At 63.1% G+C, this 17,226-nt stretch carries 19 protein-coding genes; 3 read left to right on the top strand and 16 right to left on the bottom strand.

From position 1 onward, the window contains the following. Positions 1-342: 342 nt before the first annotated feature. From H620_RS0125445 to ccmA, 12 genes are all read right to left on the bottom strand, one after another. A complete protein-coding gene (locus H620_RS0125445; RefSeq protein ID WP_023381486.1) occupies positions 343-1,131 on the bottom strand; it encodes a PhzF family phenazine biosynthesis protein in 789 nt (262 codons plus the stop codon). A gap of 50 nt (positions 1,132-1,181) precedes the next feature. Next, on the bottom strand, positions 1,182-2,120 hold the full coding sequence (locus tag H620_RS0125440) for a 2-hydroxyacid dehydrogenase (protein WP_027908251.1): 939 nt from the start codon (positions 2,118-2,120) through the stop codon (positions 1,182-1,184). Between the two features lie 108 nt (positions 2,121-2,228). Next, positions 2,229-2,645, bottom strand: a complete 417-nt coding sequence (locus H620_RS0125435) for a hypothetical protein (RefSeq protein WP_023381488.1) — start codon at positions 2,643-2,645, stop codon at positions 2,229-2,231. A 12-nt stretch (positions 2,646-2,657) separates the two neighbouring features. Then, positions 2,658-3,839: a c-type cytochrome biogenesis protein CcmI gene (gene ccmI, locus H620_RS0125430; protein ID WP_023381489.1), complete on the bottom strand. Its 1,182-nt coding sequence runs from the start codon at positions 3,837-3,839 to the stop codon at positions 2,658-2,660. Beyond that, positions 3,832-4,308, bottom strand: a complete 477-nt coding sequence (locus H620_RS0125425) for a cytochrome c-type biogenesis protein (protein ID WP_023381490.1) — start codon at positions 4,306-4,308, stop codon at positions 3,832-3,834. The genes ccmI and H620_RS0125425 overlap by 8 nt, the downstream gene beginning before the upstream one ends. Beyond that, positions 4,305-4,841: a DsbE family thiol:disulfide interchange protein gene (locus tag H620_RS0125420; RefSeq protein WP_027908250.1), complete on the bottom strand. Its 537-nt coding sequence runs from the start codon at positions 4,839-4,841 to the stop codon at positions 4,305-4,307. The genes H620_RS0125425 and H620_RS0125420 overlap by 4 nt, the downstream gene beginning before the upstream one ends. Next, on the bottom strand, positions 4,838-6,811 hold the full coding sequence (locus H620_RS0125415; protein ID WP_209439672.1) for a heme lyase CcmF/NrfE family subunit: 1,974 nt from the start codon (positions 6,809-6,811) through the stop codon (positions 4,838-4,840). The genes H620_RS0125420 and H620_RS0125415 overlap by 4 nt, the downstream gene beginning before the upstream one ends. An 11-nt stretch (positions 6,812-6,822) precedes the next feature. Next, positions 6,823-7,278 (bottom strand): cytochrome c maturation protein CcmE, encoded by a 456-nt coding sequence (gene ccmE, locus H620_RS0125410; RefSeq protein WP_023381493.1) that lies wholly within the window; start codon positions 7,276-7,278, stop codon positions 6,823-6,825. Further along, positions 7,275-7,451 (bottom strand): heme exporter protein CcmD, encoded by a 177-nt coding sequence (gene ccmD, locus H620_RS0125405; RefSeq protein WP_023381494.1) that lies wholly within the window; start codon positions 7,449-7,451, stop codon positions 7,275-7,277. The genes ccmE and ccmD overlap by 4 nt, the downstream gene beginning before the upstream one ends. Beyond that, positions 7,451-8,215 carry a heme ABC transporter permease gene (locus H620_RS0125400; RefSeq protein WP_023381495.1) on the bottom strand — a complete coding sequence of 255 codons (765 nt, stop codon included), beginning with the start codon at positions 8,213-8,215 and terminating at the stop codon, positions 7,451-7,453. The genes ccmD and H620_RS0125400 overlap by 1 nt, the downstream gene beginning before the upstream one ends. Before the next feature lie 46 nt (positions 8,216-8,261). After that, positions 8,262-8,939: a heme exporter protein CcmB gene (ccmB, locus tag H620_RS0125395; protein ID WP_371263234.1), complete on the bottom strand. Its 678-nt coding sequence runs from the start codon at positions 8,937-8,939 to the stop codon at positions 8,262-8,264. Next, complete coding sequence (gene ccmA, locus H620_RS0125390; RefSeq protein ID WP_023381496.1) at positions 8,927-9,559, bottom strand: cytochrome c biogenesis heme-transporting ATPase CcmA; 633 nt, start codon at positions 9,557-9,559, stop codon at positions 8,927-8,929. Before ccmA ends, ccmB begins: the two co-directional genes overlap by 13 nt. Before the next feature lie 203 nt (positions 9,560-9,762). Here ccmA and fliK point away from each other — a divergent pair, with 203 nt between their 5' ends. The 3 genes from fliK (at position 9,763) to H620_RS0125370 (ending at position 14,498) form a co-directional block, all read left to right on the top strand. Further along, the gene (gene fliK, locus H620_RS0125380) at positions 9,763-11,319 is read left to right on the top strand and encodes a flagellar hook-length control protein FliK (protein ID WP_027908248.1); all 1,557 of its coding nucleotides are present in this window, start codon (positions 9,763-9,765) and stop codon (positions 11,317-11,319) included. Then, the gene (locus tag H620_RS0125375) at positions 11,316-11,654 is read left to right on the top strand and encodes an EscU/YscU/HrcU family type III secretion system export apparatus switch protein (protein WP_023381499.1); all 339 of its coding nucleotides are present in this window, start codon (positions 11,316-11,318) and stop codon (positions 11,652-11,654) included. Before fliK ends, H620_RS0125375 begins: the two co-directional genes overlap by 4 nt. An 81-nt stretch (positions 11,655-11,735) precedes the next feature. Then, on the top strand, positions 11,736-14,498 hold the full coding sequence (locus tag H620_RS0125370) for a dermonecrotic toxin domain-containing protein (RefSeq protein WP_027908247.1): 2,763 nt from the start codon (positions 11,736-11,738) through the stop codon (positions 14,496-14,498). 34 nt (positions 14,499-14,532) lie between these two features. Here H620_RS0125370 and H620_RS0125365 read toward each other — a convergent pair whose 3' ends face one another. Genes H620_RS0125365 through H620_RS0125350 form a run of 4 tightly spaced genes read right to left on the bottom strand, consistent with a single transcriptional unit; the run spans position 14,533 to position 17,143 of the window. Beyond that, positions 14,533-14,928: a DUF2802 domain-containing protein gene (locus H620_RS0125365; RefSeq protein ID WP_027908246.1), complete on the bottom strand. Its 396-nt coding sequence runs from the start codon at positions 14,926-14,928 to the stop codon at positions 14,533-14,535. A 1-nt stretch (position 14,929) separates the two neighbouring features. Then, positions 14,930-15,409: a chemotaxis protein CheW gene (locus tag H620_RS0125360; RefSeq protein WP_027908245.1), complete on the bottom strand. Its 480-nt coding sequence runs from the start codon at positions 15,407-15,409 to the stop codon at positions 14,930-14,932. A 40-nt stretch (positions 15,410-15,449) separates the two neighbouring features. After that, the gene (locus H620_RS0125355) at positions 15,450-16,355 is read right to left on the bottom strand and encodes a CheW domain-containing protein (RefSeq protein ID WP_023381502.1); all 906 of its coding nucleotides are present in this window, start codon (positions 16,353-16,355) and stop codon (positions 15,450-15,452) included. Next, positions 16,355-17,143 (bottom strand): ParA family protein, encoded by a 789-nt coding sequence (locus H620_RS0125350; RefSeq protein ID WP_023381503.1) that lies wholly within the window; start codon positions 17,141-17,143, stop codon positions 16,355-16,357. Before H620_RS0125350 ends, H620_RS0125355 begins: the two co-directional genes overlap by 1 nt. Positions 17,144-17,226: the final 83 nt, after the last annotated feature.

Below are 17,226 nucleotides of genomic sequence, written 5' to 3'. Positions count from 1 at the left end.
GAAAAGTGCGCAACTTCTTGCGCAGTGGTGTGCAAAAAGTTGCGCAGTTGCCTGTACGCCATATTTCTCAAGGCCTACAGGAATGTATGCACAGGTTTATCCACATTTGAGTGCGCAACTTCTTGCGCAGTTGACTGGAAAGTCAGCTGACAGGAAGCAAGCCAATACGGGTGATCTCGGGAGGGGCGGAGAATGGGACTCTACGAGAGCCCGCACTCCCGACGAACGGCCATCCGAAGGCTGCTGGGTGCCTGCCGGGAAAAAAGCGCCGCCCGCGCGGCGCATCGCGGATAAATCCGCTCAGGGATGGCTTGCACTTTCAGGAACGATGCGGTCTGCCAGTCAGATGAACACGCGACCCTTGAGGTAGAGCGCCGCCCGGCCGCTGATGATCACCCGGCCATTGCCAGGCACTTCACAATGCAGCTGACCCTTGCGTGCCCCGCCCTGCTCGCAGCTCAGACTGGTCTTGCCCAGGCGTTCGGCCCACAACGGCGCCAGCGAGGTGTGGGCCGAACCCGTGACCGGGTCCTCGTTGACTCCGACCCGCGGGCCGAACCATCGAGTGACGAAATCATAGCCACGACCCGGAGCAGTGACAGCGATACCGCGTACATCGAAGGCTGACAATGCGACGAAATCTGGCTTGAGCGGTTCAAGCAGCGAAGCGTCATCGATCATCAGCACGAAGTCATCACTGCGGTAAAGCTGCCCCGCTACGTTCAGACCCAGGGCTTGCAGCAAACCTGCGGGGGTGTCCACCGCGACCGGCTGCCTGGCCGGAAAGTCCATCGCCAGCAGTCCGTCGGCGCCACGGCTGACCCGCAGTTCGCCGCTGCGGGTATTGAAGCGCAGCACTTGTGCCTGTTCGCCCAATTGCTCGAACAGCACATAGGCCGACGCTAGCGTGGCATGCCCGCACAGATCGACCTCGACCGCCGGGGTGAACCAACGCAGGTCGTACGTCTCGCCATTGCGGACGAAGTAAGCGGTTTCGGATAGGTTGTTCTCTTCGGCAATGCGTTGGAGCCTGTCGTCCGGCAGCCAGCTATCCAGCGGAATCACCGCCGCTGGGTTGCCCCCGAAAGGCTCAGCACTGAAGGCATCGACCTGGAATATCTCGAGTTGCATCAAACACTCCTTGAGGCCCGGTCACCGCCGGGCGGAATCGAAAGCGAAGGTTACTGGCGCACCGGCGTCAGCACGGGCTCGCCGGCAAAGAAGGCCTGCAGGTTGCGCAATACCAGGGACACAGTATCCCGCGCGGCCTCCGGCGACTGGCCAGCTACATGGGGCGTCAGCACGGTGTTGCCGAGGGCCTTGAGCGCATCGGGCACGGCAGGCTCGTCATCGAACACGTCCAGCGCGGCACCGGCGATCTGCCCGCGCTCGAGTGCTGCGACCAAGGCCTGGGTATCCACCACACTGGCACGGGCGATGTTAACCAGGTAGCCCTCGGCCCCCAGCGCCTCCAGCACCTGGGCATCGACCAGGTGTCGGGTAGTGGCGCCCCCCGGCGTGGCGACCACCAAAATGTCCACGTCCCGGGCCAGGCTCAGTGGGCTGTCGAACCAGGCGTAGGGCACGTCCTGGCGAGCCGTGCGGCTGTGGTAGCTGATGCTCATGTCAAAGCCCAGGTGGGCACGCTTGGCAATCGCTTGCCCGACTGCACCGAGACCGAGGATGCCCAGGCGTTTGCCACTGACCGAGGGGCTGATTACCCGGTTCCATTCGCCTCGGCGGGTACCGGCGTCGGCGCGAGGGATATCGCGCAGCAGCGCCAGCAGCATGGCCAAGGTATGGTCGGCGACTGCCGTGGCGTTGGCTCCGGCGCCATTGGTGACGGTAATACCACGCGCGGCGGCGGCGGCCAGGTCGACCTGCTCATAGCCGGCACCGATCACGCAGATGATCCGCAGCTGGTGTAGCGTGTCGATCTCGGCGGCGGTCAAGCCAAGCGGGCCACGGGTGAGTACCGCGTCGATCTCATGGGCATGGTTGGCGATGGCATCGGCACGTAGCGAGGGCGACGGGGCTCGGATCAGCCGATAGCCTGCCTCTTCCAGCAAAGGCAGGTAATCGTCGACGGTCTCCACCAGTACCAGAACTGTTTTGCTCATGCCGCCTCCGAGTTCGTTCGAAGGGGCATTATGCGGAGTTACCGTACAGTACAGTCAATCGATAAATCGAGGTTCAACTGTACTGTAATGGTAGTTTGCCCCAAGGGCCTATTGGGCGAATGCCCTGCCAAGACCGCCGGGCACACCACTGCTGTCGGTTTCCTGCCACGGCCCATCAGGGCTCAGCGACCAGCTCCAGCCCCCATCCCAGCGGTAATAGGTGCGCTGTCTGTAGAAGGTATTAGGTTTTTTCTCTAGCACGTATACACCCAGTTTCGGGTCCCAGTGGCTGGCACCGCCCGGTGGCGGCGCGAAGCTCGCGGAGGTGCGCGGCATCGGTTTGGGTATCGACGCCGGCTTGCTCGGCTGGGTAGACGGTCGACTACCCGGCAATGGCTTTACCGCCGGCCCCTGGTGCGGCGGTGTCTCGATGCGAGGTTCGGGCTGCTCGTACGGCTCGTGCACCGTACACGCAGACAAACCCAGGGCCAGGGTGATCAGGGTCAGGCGGACGGTGCTGTGCATGGCGTGGTTCTCTTACAAATCGGGGCTGTCGATGATCAGGTGCTGGGTAGCCTGGGTGCCTTTGGCCAATGGCGCGCCTTGGCCGATCCACTCGCCGCGGGTCGGTTGGCCGGCACGTGAGACACGGGCAACCAGTTTGACTTCAGCAAAGTCGGACAGTTTCATCTGCGGCATCATCGCATCGGCGTCGGACAACTCCACTTCGATCGGTAACTGCGCGACCGTCACCCGCTTGGCCGCCAGAGGCATCGGTGGGCCGTTCAGGGCACGGGCGAAGATGAACACCGTGTCGTCAGGCTTGACCTTGTCCTTGAGCGCAGCGGCCAGCTCCACACGCACTTTCACCCGTGCTGCCACGGGTGCGGCGGGCTTGCCACCGAGCCGCTCGGCGGCGCGGTCGATGCCGCCCTGCAGAGCCGCGCGCGAGGCATCACCCTCCGGCAACAGGGCAAGCAGTCGCTGCCAGTAGTCGATGGCTTCCTGGTAGCGCTCGCCCTCGAACGCCGCGATGCCTCGCAGGCCCAGGCTGGTCACTTCCTTCGGATCGGCTTGCAGTGCTTCGTCGGTAAGCGCCTGCAATGGCGCGCTCCATTGCTTGTCGGCGGCAAAGTACAGCGCCTGGGCCCACTGGCCGAGCAACTCGGGCTGGCGCCCGGCCAAGGCTACGGCACGCTCGAAGGTACGCGCTGCATCGGCTGGGCGCTGCTCGGCCATATAGGAACGGCCCAGAAAGTACAGGCCCTCGGCAGAGTCTGGCTGGGCCTGGACAGCGCGCTCCAGGCGCGAGGTCATCTCTTGCAGGGTCTTGGGCGCCTCGGCGAACTCCTCGGTCAACTCGACCTTGTCCGCTGCACCAAAGTGCAGGTACAGCCCCAATGCCATTACGGGAACAAGTACCGCCGCCAGCAACGGCAAGGCTTTGCCCAGATAGCCCTGACGCTGCGCCTCGCCACCTTCGGTGTCAGCCAGCAGTTCACGGGCCGCTTCGTCACGCCCACTGGCCAACTGCGCTTCATCGAGCACACCGGCCGCCTGCTGGGCAGCCAGTTCGGCGACCCGTTCCTGATACAGGGCCACGTTCAGTGCGGTACGGTCTTCTTCCTGCTGGCGACGGCGGCCACGCAGGATCGGAATCAGCAAGAAGCCGAGGGCGGCGAGCAGCAGCAGGCCCGCACTAAGCCAGAATTCAGTCATGGGTCTGTTCTTTATCCAGCAGTTTGGCGAGACGCTCGCGTTCTTCGACGGACAGCTCCTTGGCACCCTGCGCGGCAGGGTCGCGGCGTCGACGGACCATCACCGCCAATACCACGAAGCCACCGGCCAGCAGAATCCCAGGGCCAAACCACAGCAGCCAGGTCCGCCCACTGAGCGCCGGCTTATAGCGCACGAAATCGCCATAGCGGTCGACCATGAAGTCAATGATCTGCTGGTTGCTCTTGCCCTCGCCCAGCATGCGGAAGATTTCGCGGCGCAGGTCAGCGGCAATCGGTGCGTTGGAGTCGGCGATGTCCTGGTTCTGGCATTTGGGGCAGCGCAATTCCTTGGTCAGTTGCTGGTAACGCTCGCGCTCTGCCTCATCGCGGAACTGGTAGGTGTCGATGGCCGCCTTGGCCACGCCGGCCAGGCTCATGCCCAGCACGGCGGCTGCAAGCCAGCGCCTCATGGCTTGGCCTCATCGACCAGCCCTTGATACAGCGGCGCCAGTTGCTCACGCCAGACCGTGGCGTCGACGACACCGACGTGCTTGTAGCGGATGATGCCCTGGGCATCGATCAGGAAGGTTTCCGGTGCGCCATACACACCAAGGTCCAGCCCCAGCGTGCCCTGCTGGTCACGGATATCGAGCTGGTAAGGGTTGTGGAACTCCGCCAGCCACTTCTGCGCGGCGGCATTGTCGTCCTTGTAGTTGACCCCATGGATCACCACACCCTGCTGGGCCAGTTGGTTCAGGTACGGGTGCTCGACCTTGCACGATGGGCACCAGGTCGCCCAGACGTTGACCAGCGCCGGGCGGCCAAGCAGATCGGCCTGGGTGAGATTGCGATCGCCTTGCACCGAGGCGAGGGAGAACGCCGGGAACGGCTTGCCGATCATCGCCGAAGGCAGCTCGTCGGGCTTGAGGAACAGCCCCTTGTAGAGAAACACCACCACCAGCAGGAACACCGCCAGGGGTACTACCATGATCCAACGCTTCATGCAGCTGCTCCAGACACGCCCAGGACATCACGCACCCGGGTCTTGACCTTGACGCGGTAACGTCGGTCCAGGGCCGCCAGCAATCCGCCCAGACCGGTCAGCAGACCGCCCAGCCAGATCCAGCGGACGTAAGGCTTGATGTGCACACGCACGGCCCAGGCGCCGTTCTCCAGCGGCTCGCCCAAGGCAACGTACAGGTCACGGGTGAAACCGGCATCGATACCGGCTTCGGTCATCATCGACTGCTGCACGGTATACAGGCGCTTTTCAGGGTGCAGCGTGGTGATCTCGCGGCCCTCGCGGGACACCACCACCGTACCCTTGTCGGAGATGAAGTTAGGGCCCTCGAAGTGCTTGGCGCCCTGGAAAAGGAAGTGATAACCGCCCAGCTCGATGCTCTCGCCCGGAGCCATGCGCAGGTCGCGCTCGGCGCTGTTGTTGCTCGACAGCACCACGCCCAGGGCGCAGACCGCCAGGCCCAGGTGCGCCAGCTGCATGCCCCAATAGCTGCGGCTCAGGCCGCGCATGCCCTTGAACAGGCCTTTGTGACGGGTCTTGTCGACGATATCGCGCAGGCCAGCCAGCACAACCCAGGACGCCAGGGCGAAGGCGCTCAAGGTCGGCCAGTCGAAGTCGTCGACGATCAGGCCCGCAACCGGTGCAAGCACTGCGCTGCCGATCAACACCGGGGTCATCATGCTGACCAGCCACGTGCCAGGGGTGTCCTTCCAACGCACCACCACGCCGACGCCGAGCACCACCATCAGCAACGCCATCAAGGGCAGGAACAAGGCATCGAAGTAAGGGGGGCCGACCGATAGCTTGGCCCCGGTCAGCGCATCGAGCACCAGGGGGTACAAGGTACCCAGCAGGATCATCGAGGCTGCCACCACCAGAATCAGGTTATTGGCCAACAGCAATGTCTCGCGCGACCATAGGGCAAAGCCGACCTGGCTTTTCACTACCGGTGCGCGCAGGGCGAACAGGGTCAGCGAACCGCCGACCACGCACAGCAGGAAGATCAGGATGAACACGCCTCGGGACGGGTCGGCGGCGAAGGCATGCACCGAGGTCAGCACCCCGGAACGGACCAGGAAGGTTCCCAACAGGCTCAGGGAGAACGCGGCGATGGCCAGCAGTACCGTCCAGCTTTTGAAGACACCACGTTTTTCGGTCACCGCCAGCGAATGGATCAGCGCCGTACCCACCAGCCACGGCATGAACGAGGCATTCTCCACCGGGTCCCAGAACCACCAGCCGCCCCAGCCCAACTCGTAGTAGGCCCACCACGATCCCAGGGTGATACCCACCCCGAGAAACGCCCAGGCAACGATGGTCCAGGGCCGCGACCAGCGTGCCCAGGCCGCATCGAGACGGCCACCCAGCAGAGCGGCAATGGCGAAGGCGAATGCCACCGAGAAGCCGACATAGCCCATGTACAGCATCGGCGGATGGACGATCAGGCCGAAGTCCTGCAGCAACGGGTTGAGGTCGCGTCCGTCGGTCGGCACCTGCGGCAGCAGACGCTGGAAAGGGTTGGAGGTGATGATCAGGAATGACAGGAAACCGACGCTGATCATGCCCATCACCGCCAGTACCCGGGCCAGCATCACGTGCGGCAGTTGCCGCGAGAACACCGATACGGCAAAGGTCCAGCCACCGAGAATCAGCGCCCACAACAGCAACGAGCCCTCATGGGCACCCCACACCGCGCTGAACTTGTAGTACCAGGGCAAGGCACTGTTGGAGTTGCTGGCCACATAGGCGACCGAGAAATTGTCGGTCATGAAGGCGTGGGTCAGGCAGGCGAAAGCGAACGCCAGAAACGCGAACTGCCCCCAGGCCGCCGGGCGCGCCAGGCTCATCCACAGGCTGTCGCCACGCCAGGCCCCCAACAACGGCACACTGGCCTGCACGACGGCGAAGCAGATCGCCAGGATCATCGACAATTGTCCCAGCTCAGGGATCACCAACGCCGCATTCATGGCTTGGACTCCGCACCAGTGGCGGCCTGGCCGCTTTCCTTCAGTGCCTTGGTGACTTCCGGCGGCATGTATTTCTCATCGTGCTTGGCCAACACCTCGTCGGCCACCACCACACCGTCGGCATTGAGCTTGCCCAGGGCAACGATGCCCTGCCCTTCGCGGAACAGGTCAGGCAGGATGCCGCGGTAGGTGATCGGCACCGACTTGTTGAAATCGGTGACCACGAAACGTACGTCCAGCGAGTCGGACGAACGCTGCACCGAGCCTTTTTCCACCATGCCACCGGCACGGATGCGTGTGTCCAGCGGTGCTTCGCCGTTGGCGATCTGGGTCGGTGTATAGAACAGGTTGATGTTCTGCTGCAGGGCGCTCAAGGCAAAGCCGACGGCAACGCCGACACCGGCCAGCAGGCCGAGGATAAGCAACAGGCGTTTCTTGCGCTGCGGATTCACTGGTTGTTCTCCCGGCGCAGACGGCGCGCCTCTTCTTGCAGGTAGCGGCGACGGGCCAGCAAGGGCATGGCGACATTGACCGCCAGCACCGCCATGCAGATGCCGTATGCCGACCAGACGTACAGGGCATGATGACCCATGGCGAGGAAGTCGCCGAATGAAGCAAAGCTCATCACGCCACCCTCCGACCCAGGCTGTTCAGGACTTCTTCACGTACCCAACTGGCCCGCGCCTCGCGCTTGAGCACTTCCAGGCGCATGCGCAGCAGCAGCACGGCACCGAAGAAGCAGTAGAAGCCCAGCGCCGTGAGCAACAGGGGCAACCACATCTCGGCGGGCATCGCCGGTTTTTCCGTCAGGGTGAAGGTGGCGCCCTGGTGCAGGGTGTTCCACCACTCCACCGAGTACTTGATGATCGGGATGTTCACCACTCCGACAATGGCCAGCACCGCGCACGCCTTGGCCGCGCTGTCACGGTTACTGATCGCCTGGCCGAGGGCGATGATGCCGAAGTACAGGAACAGCAGGATGAGCATCGACGTCAGCCGCGCATCCCACACCCACCAGCTACCCCAGGTCGGCTTGCCCCAGATGGCCCCAGTAACCAGCGCCACGGCGGTCATCCAGGCGCCAATGGGGGCTGCGCACTGCAGCGCGACATCGGCCAGCTTCATCTTCCACACCAGCCCCACTACCCCGGCCACTGCCAACAGCACGTAGCAGGACTGCGCCAGCATGGCCGCCGGTACATGGATATAGATGATGCGGAAGCTGTTGCCTTGCTGGTAATCCTGCGGGGCGAAGGCCAATCCCCAGATCACGCCGGTGACCAGCAGCAAGATGGCGGAGACGGTCAGCCACGGCAGCATTCGACCGCTGATGGCATAGAACCATTTTGGGGAGCCCAGCTTGTGGAACCACGTCCAGCTTATTTTCATCAGGGTACATCCAGGGTATTTGCCGGGCTTGAAAGCCCGGGACTCGTTATTCGCCGACGCTGATCTTGAGGCCGGCGGCGATCGCAAAGGGTGCCAATGTCACTGCCAGGGCAGTCAGGCTGGCAAGCCAGAGCAGATGGCCGGTTGCCGGCATATTCTGCAACGCCGCTTGCAACGCACCACTGCCCAGGATCAATACTGGGATATACAACGGAAGAATCAGCAACGCCAGCAGCAAACCACCTCGCTTGAGCCCGACGGTCAAGGCAGCCCCCACCGCGCCCAGCAGGCTCAGCACGGGAGTACCCAGCAGCAGAGAACCCAGCAGCACCGGCAGGCAGTGGCTCGGCAGGCCCAGCATCAACGCCAGCAGTGGCGCCAACAATACCAGCGCCAACCCAGAAAAGATCCAGTGCGCCAGTACCTTGGCCAGCACCAGCATGGCCAGGGGATGCGGCGACAACACCCATTGCTCCAGCGAGCCATCCTCGAAATCGCTGCGGAACAGGCCATCGAGCGACAGCAACACCGCCAGCAGCGCCGCGACCCAGACCAGACCTGGCGACAAGGTTTGCAACAATTGACTTTCAGGGCCTACCGCCAGCGGAAACAGCGCCACGACGATGGCGAAGAACACCAGCGGGTTGGCCAGCTCGGCCGGGCGGCGAAACAGCAGACGCGCTTCTCGGCGCAACAACAGGATGAATACACTCATGCCGCCCATTGCCCCAGGTTCAGTTCTCGGTAGCCGGAGGGTTTGCGCTCCAGGGTGTGGTGAGTGGTGAGCACCACTGTACCGCCCTGCTCGCAATGGGCCGCAAGGTGCGCCTCCAGTTGCGCCACGCCCTGCTTGTCCAAAGCCGTGAAGGGTTCGTCGAGAATCCACAGCGCTGGGCTGTCGAGGTACAACCGGGCCAGGGCCACACGCCGCTGCTGCCCTGCGGACAGGGTATGGCAGGGCACGTCTTCGAAACCGCGCAGGCCGACGGCCTCCAGCGCATTCCAGATGGCCTCCTCGCTGGCCGGTCGGTGCAAGGCGCACAACCAGGTGAGGTTTTCCTCGGCGGTCAGCAGGTCCTTGATACCAGCGGCGTGACCAATCCACAACAGAATGCTGGCCAAGGCATGGCGCTGCTCGGCCAATGGCTTGCCACCCAGCAGAATCTGCCCGGCAGTAGGCTGCATCAGCCCGGCCAGCAGGCGCAGCAGGCTGGTCTTACCGCTGCCGTTGGGGCCGCTGATCTGCAGCATGTCGCCAGGCCGCAGTTCGAAATGCAGGTGCTCGAACAGCAGGCGCAGGTCGCGCTCGCAGGCAAGGCCCACGGCTTGGAGGTGAAGGGTCACAGGTTCGCCTTATCCAGTTTCGGGATCCTGTTCGGTGTCGTCTTCTTCACGGGTGAACCCGCGATGGAGACGACACCGAACCTGACCCCGGAGTCTCAAGTCGCCCGCCTCGCTGCCGTTATACTGGCAGTGGCGGACGAGCGGCATTATTACATGCGGCGCCTCGCTGCCAAGAGGGCGGGTTCGACAGGTTGTATACAATCATGACTGAAATCAATAGTCTCGGCACACAAACCGCGATCAACCCGCAAGCGATCAAAGCGGCCATGACCGGCGAACTGCTGAGCCTGCTGCAAGCCCAGCCGGGGTTGCTCAAGCCAGGCGAGACCGCGCAGGCCGAGGTGGTTTCGTTGCGCCAGGTGGGCCAGGACTTCCAACTGGTGCTGCGCATTCTTCAGGCCAACGGCAACCAGACCCAGGTGCAGGCCAGCGCCAGCCAGCCACTGCCTCAGGGCAGCCAGATCACCGTGAGCCAGCCAGAGAGCAATCGCCTGGCGGTGATGGTGCAGCAGGCCAGTGCCAGCAATATCGCCACCCTCACCCGCCTGGACACCAGCAAGGTGCCGGTCGGTACTCTGCTGCAAGGCAAGGTGCTGACCAATCAGCCCTTGCCACAGGCTCCGGGTCAGACGGCCAACTTCCGCTCGCTGGTGAGCCTGCTCAACAGTGCCCAGGCCGGGGCCACCCTGACCATCGACAGCCCTCGCCCGCTACCGGTGGGCAGCCTGCTGAGCGCGCTGGTGCAGGGTGACCAGTCGCTGAAGTTCGTACCCCTGAGCGGTCGTCAGGATCAACTGAGCATTGCCCAGCAACTCGTCACCCAGCAAAGCCGCCAGGCCTCGTTGCCAGGCCTGCTCAACGCCTTGCAGCAGATCACCCGCGACGCTGGCAGCAATGGCGAGGTACGCGCCATCGCCGAGCGCGTGCTGGCCAACTTGCCTGAAGTGCGTCAGCTCGGGGATGTGAAAGCCATCGCCCAGGCGCTGGGCAACAGCGGCGCCTTTCTTGAAGCGAAACTGCTAAGCGGGCAGCCCGCCGGCGTGGCCACGGACCTCAAGGCGCAACTGGTCAGGCTGGTGGCGCAAGCCTCCGCGCAAGCGCCCATCGCGCCTTCGACCAGCGCCTCGACACTGGCCCAGGTCATGCCCGCCGTCGCCCGTGGTGCCCTGGGCATGCTTGAGCGTGTCACGCCAAAACCGCCACCTGGGGCCTTTCCGCTGCCTTCTCGGCTGATGCAGGCGATGGAGGACGAAAGCGACCTGCAACAGCTGCTACGCCTGGCCGCAGCCGCCATCTCGCGAGTGCAGAGCCATGCACTGAGCAGCCTGCAACAAACCGGCAACCTGGAAAATGGCAACCTGCAGACCACCTGGCAGACTGAAATCCCGGTTCGTCACGGCCAGGAGTTCATTCCTTTGCAGGTGAAGCTGCAACGCGAGGAAAACCCACAGCAGCAAGCCGACCGCCAGCGCGAGCCGCAGCCCCTGGGTGAAGCCTTGTGGCGTATCGAGCTGGCCTTCGACCTTGCCCCATTGGGGCCCTTGCAGGTTCAGGCCCAACTGAGCCGGGGCCGGCTTTGCGGGCAATTGTGGGCAGAACGTGAGCGGACCGCCCAGCTGATCGACAGTCAACTGGGTGAGCTGCGCGCGCGCCTTCTGGCGCGTGGCGTGGATGTCGGCGACCTGGAGTGCCACCCGGGCATTCCACCGCACGGGCCACGTACCCGCGTCGAACAACGTTGGGTGGACGAAACCGCATGAGCTACCCGCAACCACGCCAGGCTATCGCTCTGAGCTATGACGGCCAAAACGCCCCTACCCTCAGCGCCAAGGGCGAAGACGAACTGGCCGAGGCCATTCTCGCCCTGGCCCGCGAACACGAAGTACCGATCTACGAGAACGCCGAACTGGTGCGCCTGCTGGCACGCCTGGAGTTGGGCGAGCAGATTCCCGAGGCACTGTACCTGACGATCGCTGAGATCATCGCCTTTGCCTGGCAGCTGCGCGGCAAGGTGCCCTATGGTTTCGACGATTCTCCTCCGGGCGAGCGTGACGTGACCGAAGTGCTGCCGGGCCTGCCTGCTCCAGGCCACTGAGTTGTCGGGCAAGCATTATCTACCGTTGCGCTGGCGCTGAGTCGGTCGATGCTATGGCTTTTCACAGCCACGGAGATCGACATGCCCAGCTCTCGGATCAACACTGCCGGCGTCCAGTTCGTACGCGACCATCTGGCCACTGTTCCTCGACCCGATCGCGAGGCCAGCCGCGCGATTGGCGACTGGCTATCGGCACAAGGTGTGGACCTCGACCCTGATCAGGTCGATGTGGTAACGCTGCATGTCCATCCAGATGGCGTCGCCAGTTACCAGGCCGTTGTCGTGCAATGCATAAGCCTCACTCAGGCCGTGCTGATGAACTGGCAAGGCGAGACCAACAACGATTTTTTCGGTGGGCTGTTCAACCAGCCGTGGGCCGGCAAGCTTCCTGGCGATGGCCCGATTACTATCGTCGATCGGTTACCAGCGCAACCCTTGACCGATAACGGCGCGTGGTACCAGGTGTTCAACGGCCTGTTCAGGCGCACCACACCCGCCCGTTACGACCACTCGACACTGCTCGACGTGCGTGCCGAAGCACTGCAACGTCACATCGAGGCGCTGGATTTCCACAGTCGCTACACGGCATTGCTGGATGCGTACTGGCGGGACCATCTGCCAGGCTACCGCCTGTGCTGCAAACTCAATTTCATCGCCGCCTGCAACAAGCAGATTGCTGAAGGCAGCCTCAGCGATGCAGCACGCAAGCTCGCCTGGCGCGCCGCAGGCCTGATTCCCCGTGGCAAGGGCTTGCGCCTGAGCACCTTGAACATCTATGGCTATGCCGCCACCGACCTGCTGTACCTCAACGACGCCAGCTCCGACCTGACCCTGCTCTATGCACCCGGCAACAGCTCGCCTCTGCTGGAGTTCGCCAGTGAAGAGCTGCTCAAGGACTGGGTGGGCCAGCAGTGCAGGAATGCCGCCAGCCGCCAGGCCCTGAAACGACACTTTCGCTTGGCCGATGGCCCTCAAGGTATCGACTTCAGCGGCCTGGACACCGCTCTGGAAGGGCTGGGGGTCTACCCGCTCAACCACAGGCTTCCCCCGGAACATGGTTACTTCAACGATGACGGTCGCTGGCCGCCGCGCACCTACGTCAACTACCGACCAGGCAAGTACAACCCGAGGATCACCGGCGACCTGTTCCAGGCGCTGGCCGAGCGCCAGCGTCAACGCACTTATGACGATGCCGATTTCATCATCACCAGCAACGCTGAGGTGACCAAGTCCAAATGGGCCAGTTACCTGAACGCCACCCTCAACCTCGTAGCCCCCCTCACTTTCGTGGTGCCAGGGCTGGCGCCCCTGCTGGCTGTAGGGGGCATCGTGCAAGTTGCCCTGGGCCTGGACCAGGCTATCAACGGCAAATCCCTGAGGGCCAAGCAAGCGGGTATCGGCAGCGTGGCCTGGGGATTGTTGAACGCAGCGCCCGCGTTGGCGCATGCAGCGTCCCAGGGTGGCAAGCTGTTCAGTTTCAAGGCGGGCGACTTCGTGAGTCCGGTACGGATCAACGAACAGTGGGGATATCCGCTCAGCCCCATGGACCCGCCTCACCTGCCAGAACTGGATGTCGCGCCGTTCTTCGAGGCTGACCGAGCGCGTGCAGAGGAGATACCTGCAGCAGAGGTCTTCCCGGTCGGTCGTTCGGTGGACTGGGGAACCAAGACACAAACGATCACTGGCAGCTATGCAGTCGATGGCTACCTGGTGGAGCTCGACCTTGTCTACGATATCGAGTTCGACGTGTTCGTTGAAAAAAGCGAACTGAACAGGGTCGAGCCAACCGTCTATGAAGCCCGCCCAGGCGAGCCGTTGGTGCGTCGCGTGATGCCCGGCCCGCGCCAGGTGAGCGATGAAATGCGCATGGCGACGCTGCGTGGACTTGGCGTAGACCTGCAGTTGCCATTGCACATCCCTGTTGCGCCGCGTGGCATACGAGCAATTCCCAAGACAGTGTCATCCTTGTGGGTCGGCAACAAGTCGATCGCCCCGGAGCTGGTGGAGAACCTGGCCAGAAACGCGAGGCGTTTGAAAAACACTCAATACCGGTACCGCCTGTACCTTTCCAATGCCCACCCGCAGGTCTATCAACAAAACCTTCGCCAGCTAGCCGAGAAAGCCCCTGGCTTAGAGGTGGAACCGCTCGAGGAGCAGCCGTTTTTCCATTCGTTCAGCGCCAGCAAGTATTACCAGCAGTATCAAGCCGCATTGGATGGCAATGGCGGTGTCGCCACCAACTACAGCTCAGCCTCGGACGTGCTGCGCTATCCCATGCTGTACCAGGAAGGTGGTCTCTACATGGATGTCGATGATGAACTGCTCAAGGCCGGAGGGCAGCGTTTGGGGTGCATAGGCTTCGACACATGCATCGCCGAGTCGGTGGATGATGTCGAGCTCGCCACTACCGATGATGGGTTGTTGCTGCACTCTCCCCTGAGCAACCAGCTGCTGGACATGGAACTTCAATTCAACACCAGCATGATCGGAAGCCACCCTGGCAACCCGACGCTGCTGGCCATGTCCGAGGAGATGCATGCCCGCTACCAGCGCGATCCTGACTTCTACCGAGTCAGGCCGGATCGCGTCCAGGATCCAGAGGCGTTCCACGATTACACGCGTCGCCTTAGTCAGCTTACCGGGCCGGGGATGATGAACGATGTAATCGACCGTTTGCTGCCGGACCTCTACCGCCTGCGGCAAATCGAAAGGCTGATGAAACTGCCGATCATCAATGGCGGTGCATACGTCGACACGCAGAGCTGGATCGCAGCCGAACACACTCTGACGCCCCTTGGCAGGATCGCGCGGGTCGGCAGCGCGCAATCCTGGATCAGCCACTGAACTAAGAAGGCGACCCCACGGCCGCCTCCCTGTATCACTCGGTGCGGTGCAACTTGCTCATCAACTCCGCCTCGGCCTGGGTCAGCCCGCAGGTCTCGGTCAACTCGGCAACGCTCGCCCCCATGCCCACCAGCTTGGCGGCCTGGGTGAAGGTGACGTTGCTGGGATCACGCTGCTCCAGCCGCTCCAGCCGGTCAGGCAGGGTCGCCACGGCCGCACGGATTTCGTGGATCGCTTCGCCCATGCGCACGGTGACGTTCTGGTAATCGTCCAGGCGCTTGGCCAGGTCCTTGATGCGCTGGTCGCGCAGTGCATCGCCCTGGGCCTGCTGGGCAGCCAGTTCACGCTGACGCTTGCTGTAGTTGAGGAAGAACCACAGGCTCAACGCCCAGAGCAGCGCCAGGAAGATGACAGCAACCTCGAAAATCAACTCAGATGTTCTCCAGCTCGGACCACTCTTCCTCGGTCATCATCTTGTCCAGCTCGACCAGAATCAGCAGTTCGCCGTTCTTGTTGCATACGCCCTGGATGAACTTGGCCGACTCTTCGTTACCGACGTTTGGCGCGGTTTCGATTTCAGACTGGCGCAGGTAGACCGCTTCGGCAACGCTATCGACAAGAATGCCGACCACCTGCTTGTCGGCCTCGATGATCACGATACGGGTGTTGTCGGTGACCTCGGTAGGCATCAGGCCGAAGCGCTGACGGGTGTCGATCACCGTCACCACGTTGCCGCGCAGGTTGATGATACCCAGTACGTAGCTCGGGGCACCTGGCACCGGGGCGATCTCGGTGTAGCGCAGGACTTCCTGCACCTGCATGACGTTGATGCCGTAGGACTCGTTATCCAGACGGAAGGTTACCCACTGCAGAATCGGATCTTCAGAACCCTGTGCGGACGACTTTTTCATTCCCCTACCCCTCGAAATCCGCCAACGGCGGTGTGTTCTGTCATTTATGTTTAGCGTGCATCTGCTTCACGGCGCCGCTGGCGATCAACTCAGCCAGTTCGGCGACGTCGAGCAAAGCACACATGTGTTCGATCACCGTGCCAGCCAGCCAGGGGCGCTGGCCACGTTGGCTGCGCCACTTGATTTCGGCCGGGTCCAGACGCAGGGAACGGCTGACCTGGTGCACGGCCAACCCCCATTCGTAGCCCTGGACGGAAATCACGTACTGCAGGCCCTGACGGAAATCATCGCGGTAGCGATCAGGCATCACCCAGCGTGCGGTATCCAGCACCTTGAGGTTGCCCGCCTGGCAGCTGAGGATCCCGAGGAACCAGTCCGGCTGGCCGAACAACGGCGTCAACTCCTGACCGGCCAGGCTGTAGATCGAGCCTAGGCAGACAAGGGGTACCGCCAAGGTCAAGCCGGCCACGTCGAACAGCAAGCACTCGAACGGCTCGGCCGCCCAGGCGGGTCTTCCGTCGAGGGTGGCAGGTGGTACGGGCAGGTTCGGCGCTGGCAGATGCACATCGACCAACGGTGCCACCGGCTCGACGGCCGACTCGGTCAGGACCGGAACGCTGGCTTCGGCCACCACTTCGGTCTCGACCACGGTGACAACCGGCGCCTCGACCGGCAAAACCGTTGGCAAGACCTTGGCCTTCGGCTCGGCGAATGGTCTGGGGGCGACGCTGGCTAGCGCTGCTGGTGCCGGCTGCTGCCGCGCATCCCGGGCCTGCTCCTCGCGTACGGCAGCGGCGAATTCGTCGCTGGGCTGCGCGTCGGCCACCTTGGCGGCCGGCGCTTCGTGAATGTCTTCTACCTCGGTGGCTTCCTGCAGCAGGCCATCAAGATAGGATTGCAGGGCCAGTTGTGGCCGGGTGCTGACTGGCTGGGCATGTTGCGTCATCAGGCCACCTGCAATGCGGATTTGTAGGTCAGCAAGTGCTTGAGCAGTGCCCGGTAGGCGATAACGCCGCGGCTCTTGCCATCGAACTGCGAAGGCGTGACGCCATTGCGGCTGGCATCGCGCAGGCGCGTATCGACCGGGATATAGCCTTGCCAGACATGCTCCCCGTAGGTATCGCGCAGCAGTTTGAGGGTACCCAGCGAAGCTTGGGTACGACGGTCGAACAGGGTCGGCACGATCTGATAGGGCAAGGCTTGCTTACGTGAGCGGTTGACCATCGCCAAGGTACCGATCATCCGCTCCAGGCCCTTGACGGCCAAAAATTCGGTCTGCACTGGAACGACCAGTTGCTGGCTCGCGGCCAGGGCGTTGACCATCAGCACGCCGAGCAAGGGCGGGCTGTCGATCAAGGCAAAGTCGAAATCCTGCCACAGCTGCGCCAGACTCTTGGCGATGACCAGGCCCAGGCCACTCTGCCCCGGCGACTGGCGCTCCAGCACCGCCAGCGCGGTGCTCGATGGCAGCAGCGAAATACGCTCGTCGCTGGTCGGCAGCAGCAATTGCCCCGGAAGCCCCTCAGGCACCGTGCCCTTGTGCAAGAACAGGTCGTAGCAGCTGTGCTCCAGCGCATCGGGGTTGTGCCCGAAGTAACTGGTCATCGAGCCGTGCGGGTCGAGGTCGACCACGACCACGCGCTTGCCCGCCTCGGCCAGAAGGCCGGCCAGGGCAATGGTGCTGGTGGTCTTGCCGACGCCACCTTTTTGATTGGCTACTGCCCAGACTCTCATAGGACAACTCTAGACTCATTGATGCCGCAGAAACCCCGTGGAAGCCGGCTCGCCGGCTCCTACAGGGCTAGCGGTGACAGAGA

The organism is Pseudomonas taiwanensis DSM 21245 (genome assembly GCF_000425785.1).
In the GTDB taxonomy this organism is placed as follows: Bacteria; Pseudomonadota; Gammaproteobacteria; order Pseudomonadales; family Pseudomonadaceae; genus Aquipseudomonas; species Aquipseudomonas taiwanensis.
Note: the sequence above shows the minus strand (reverse complement) of the source record. Positions and strands in the feature narration are given on the sequence as shown.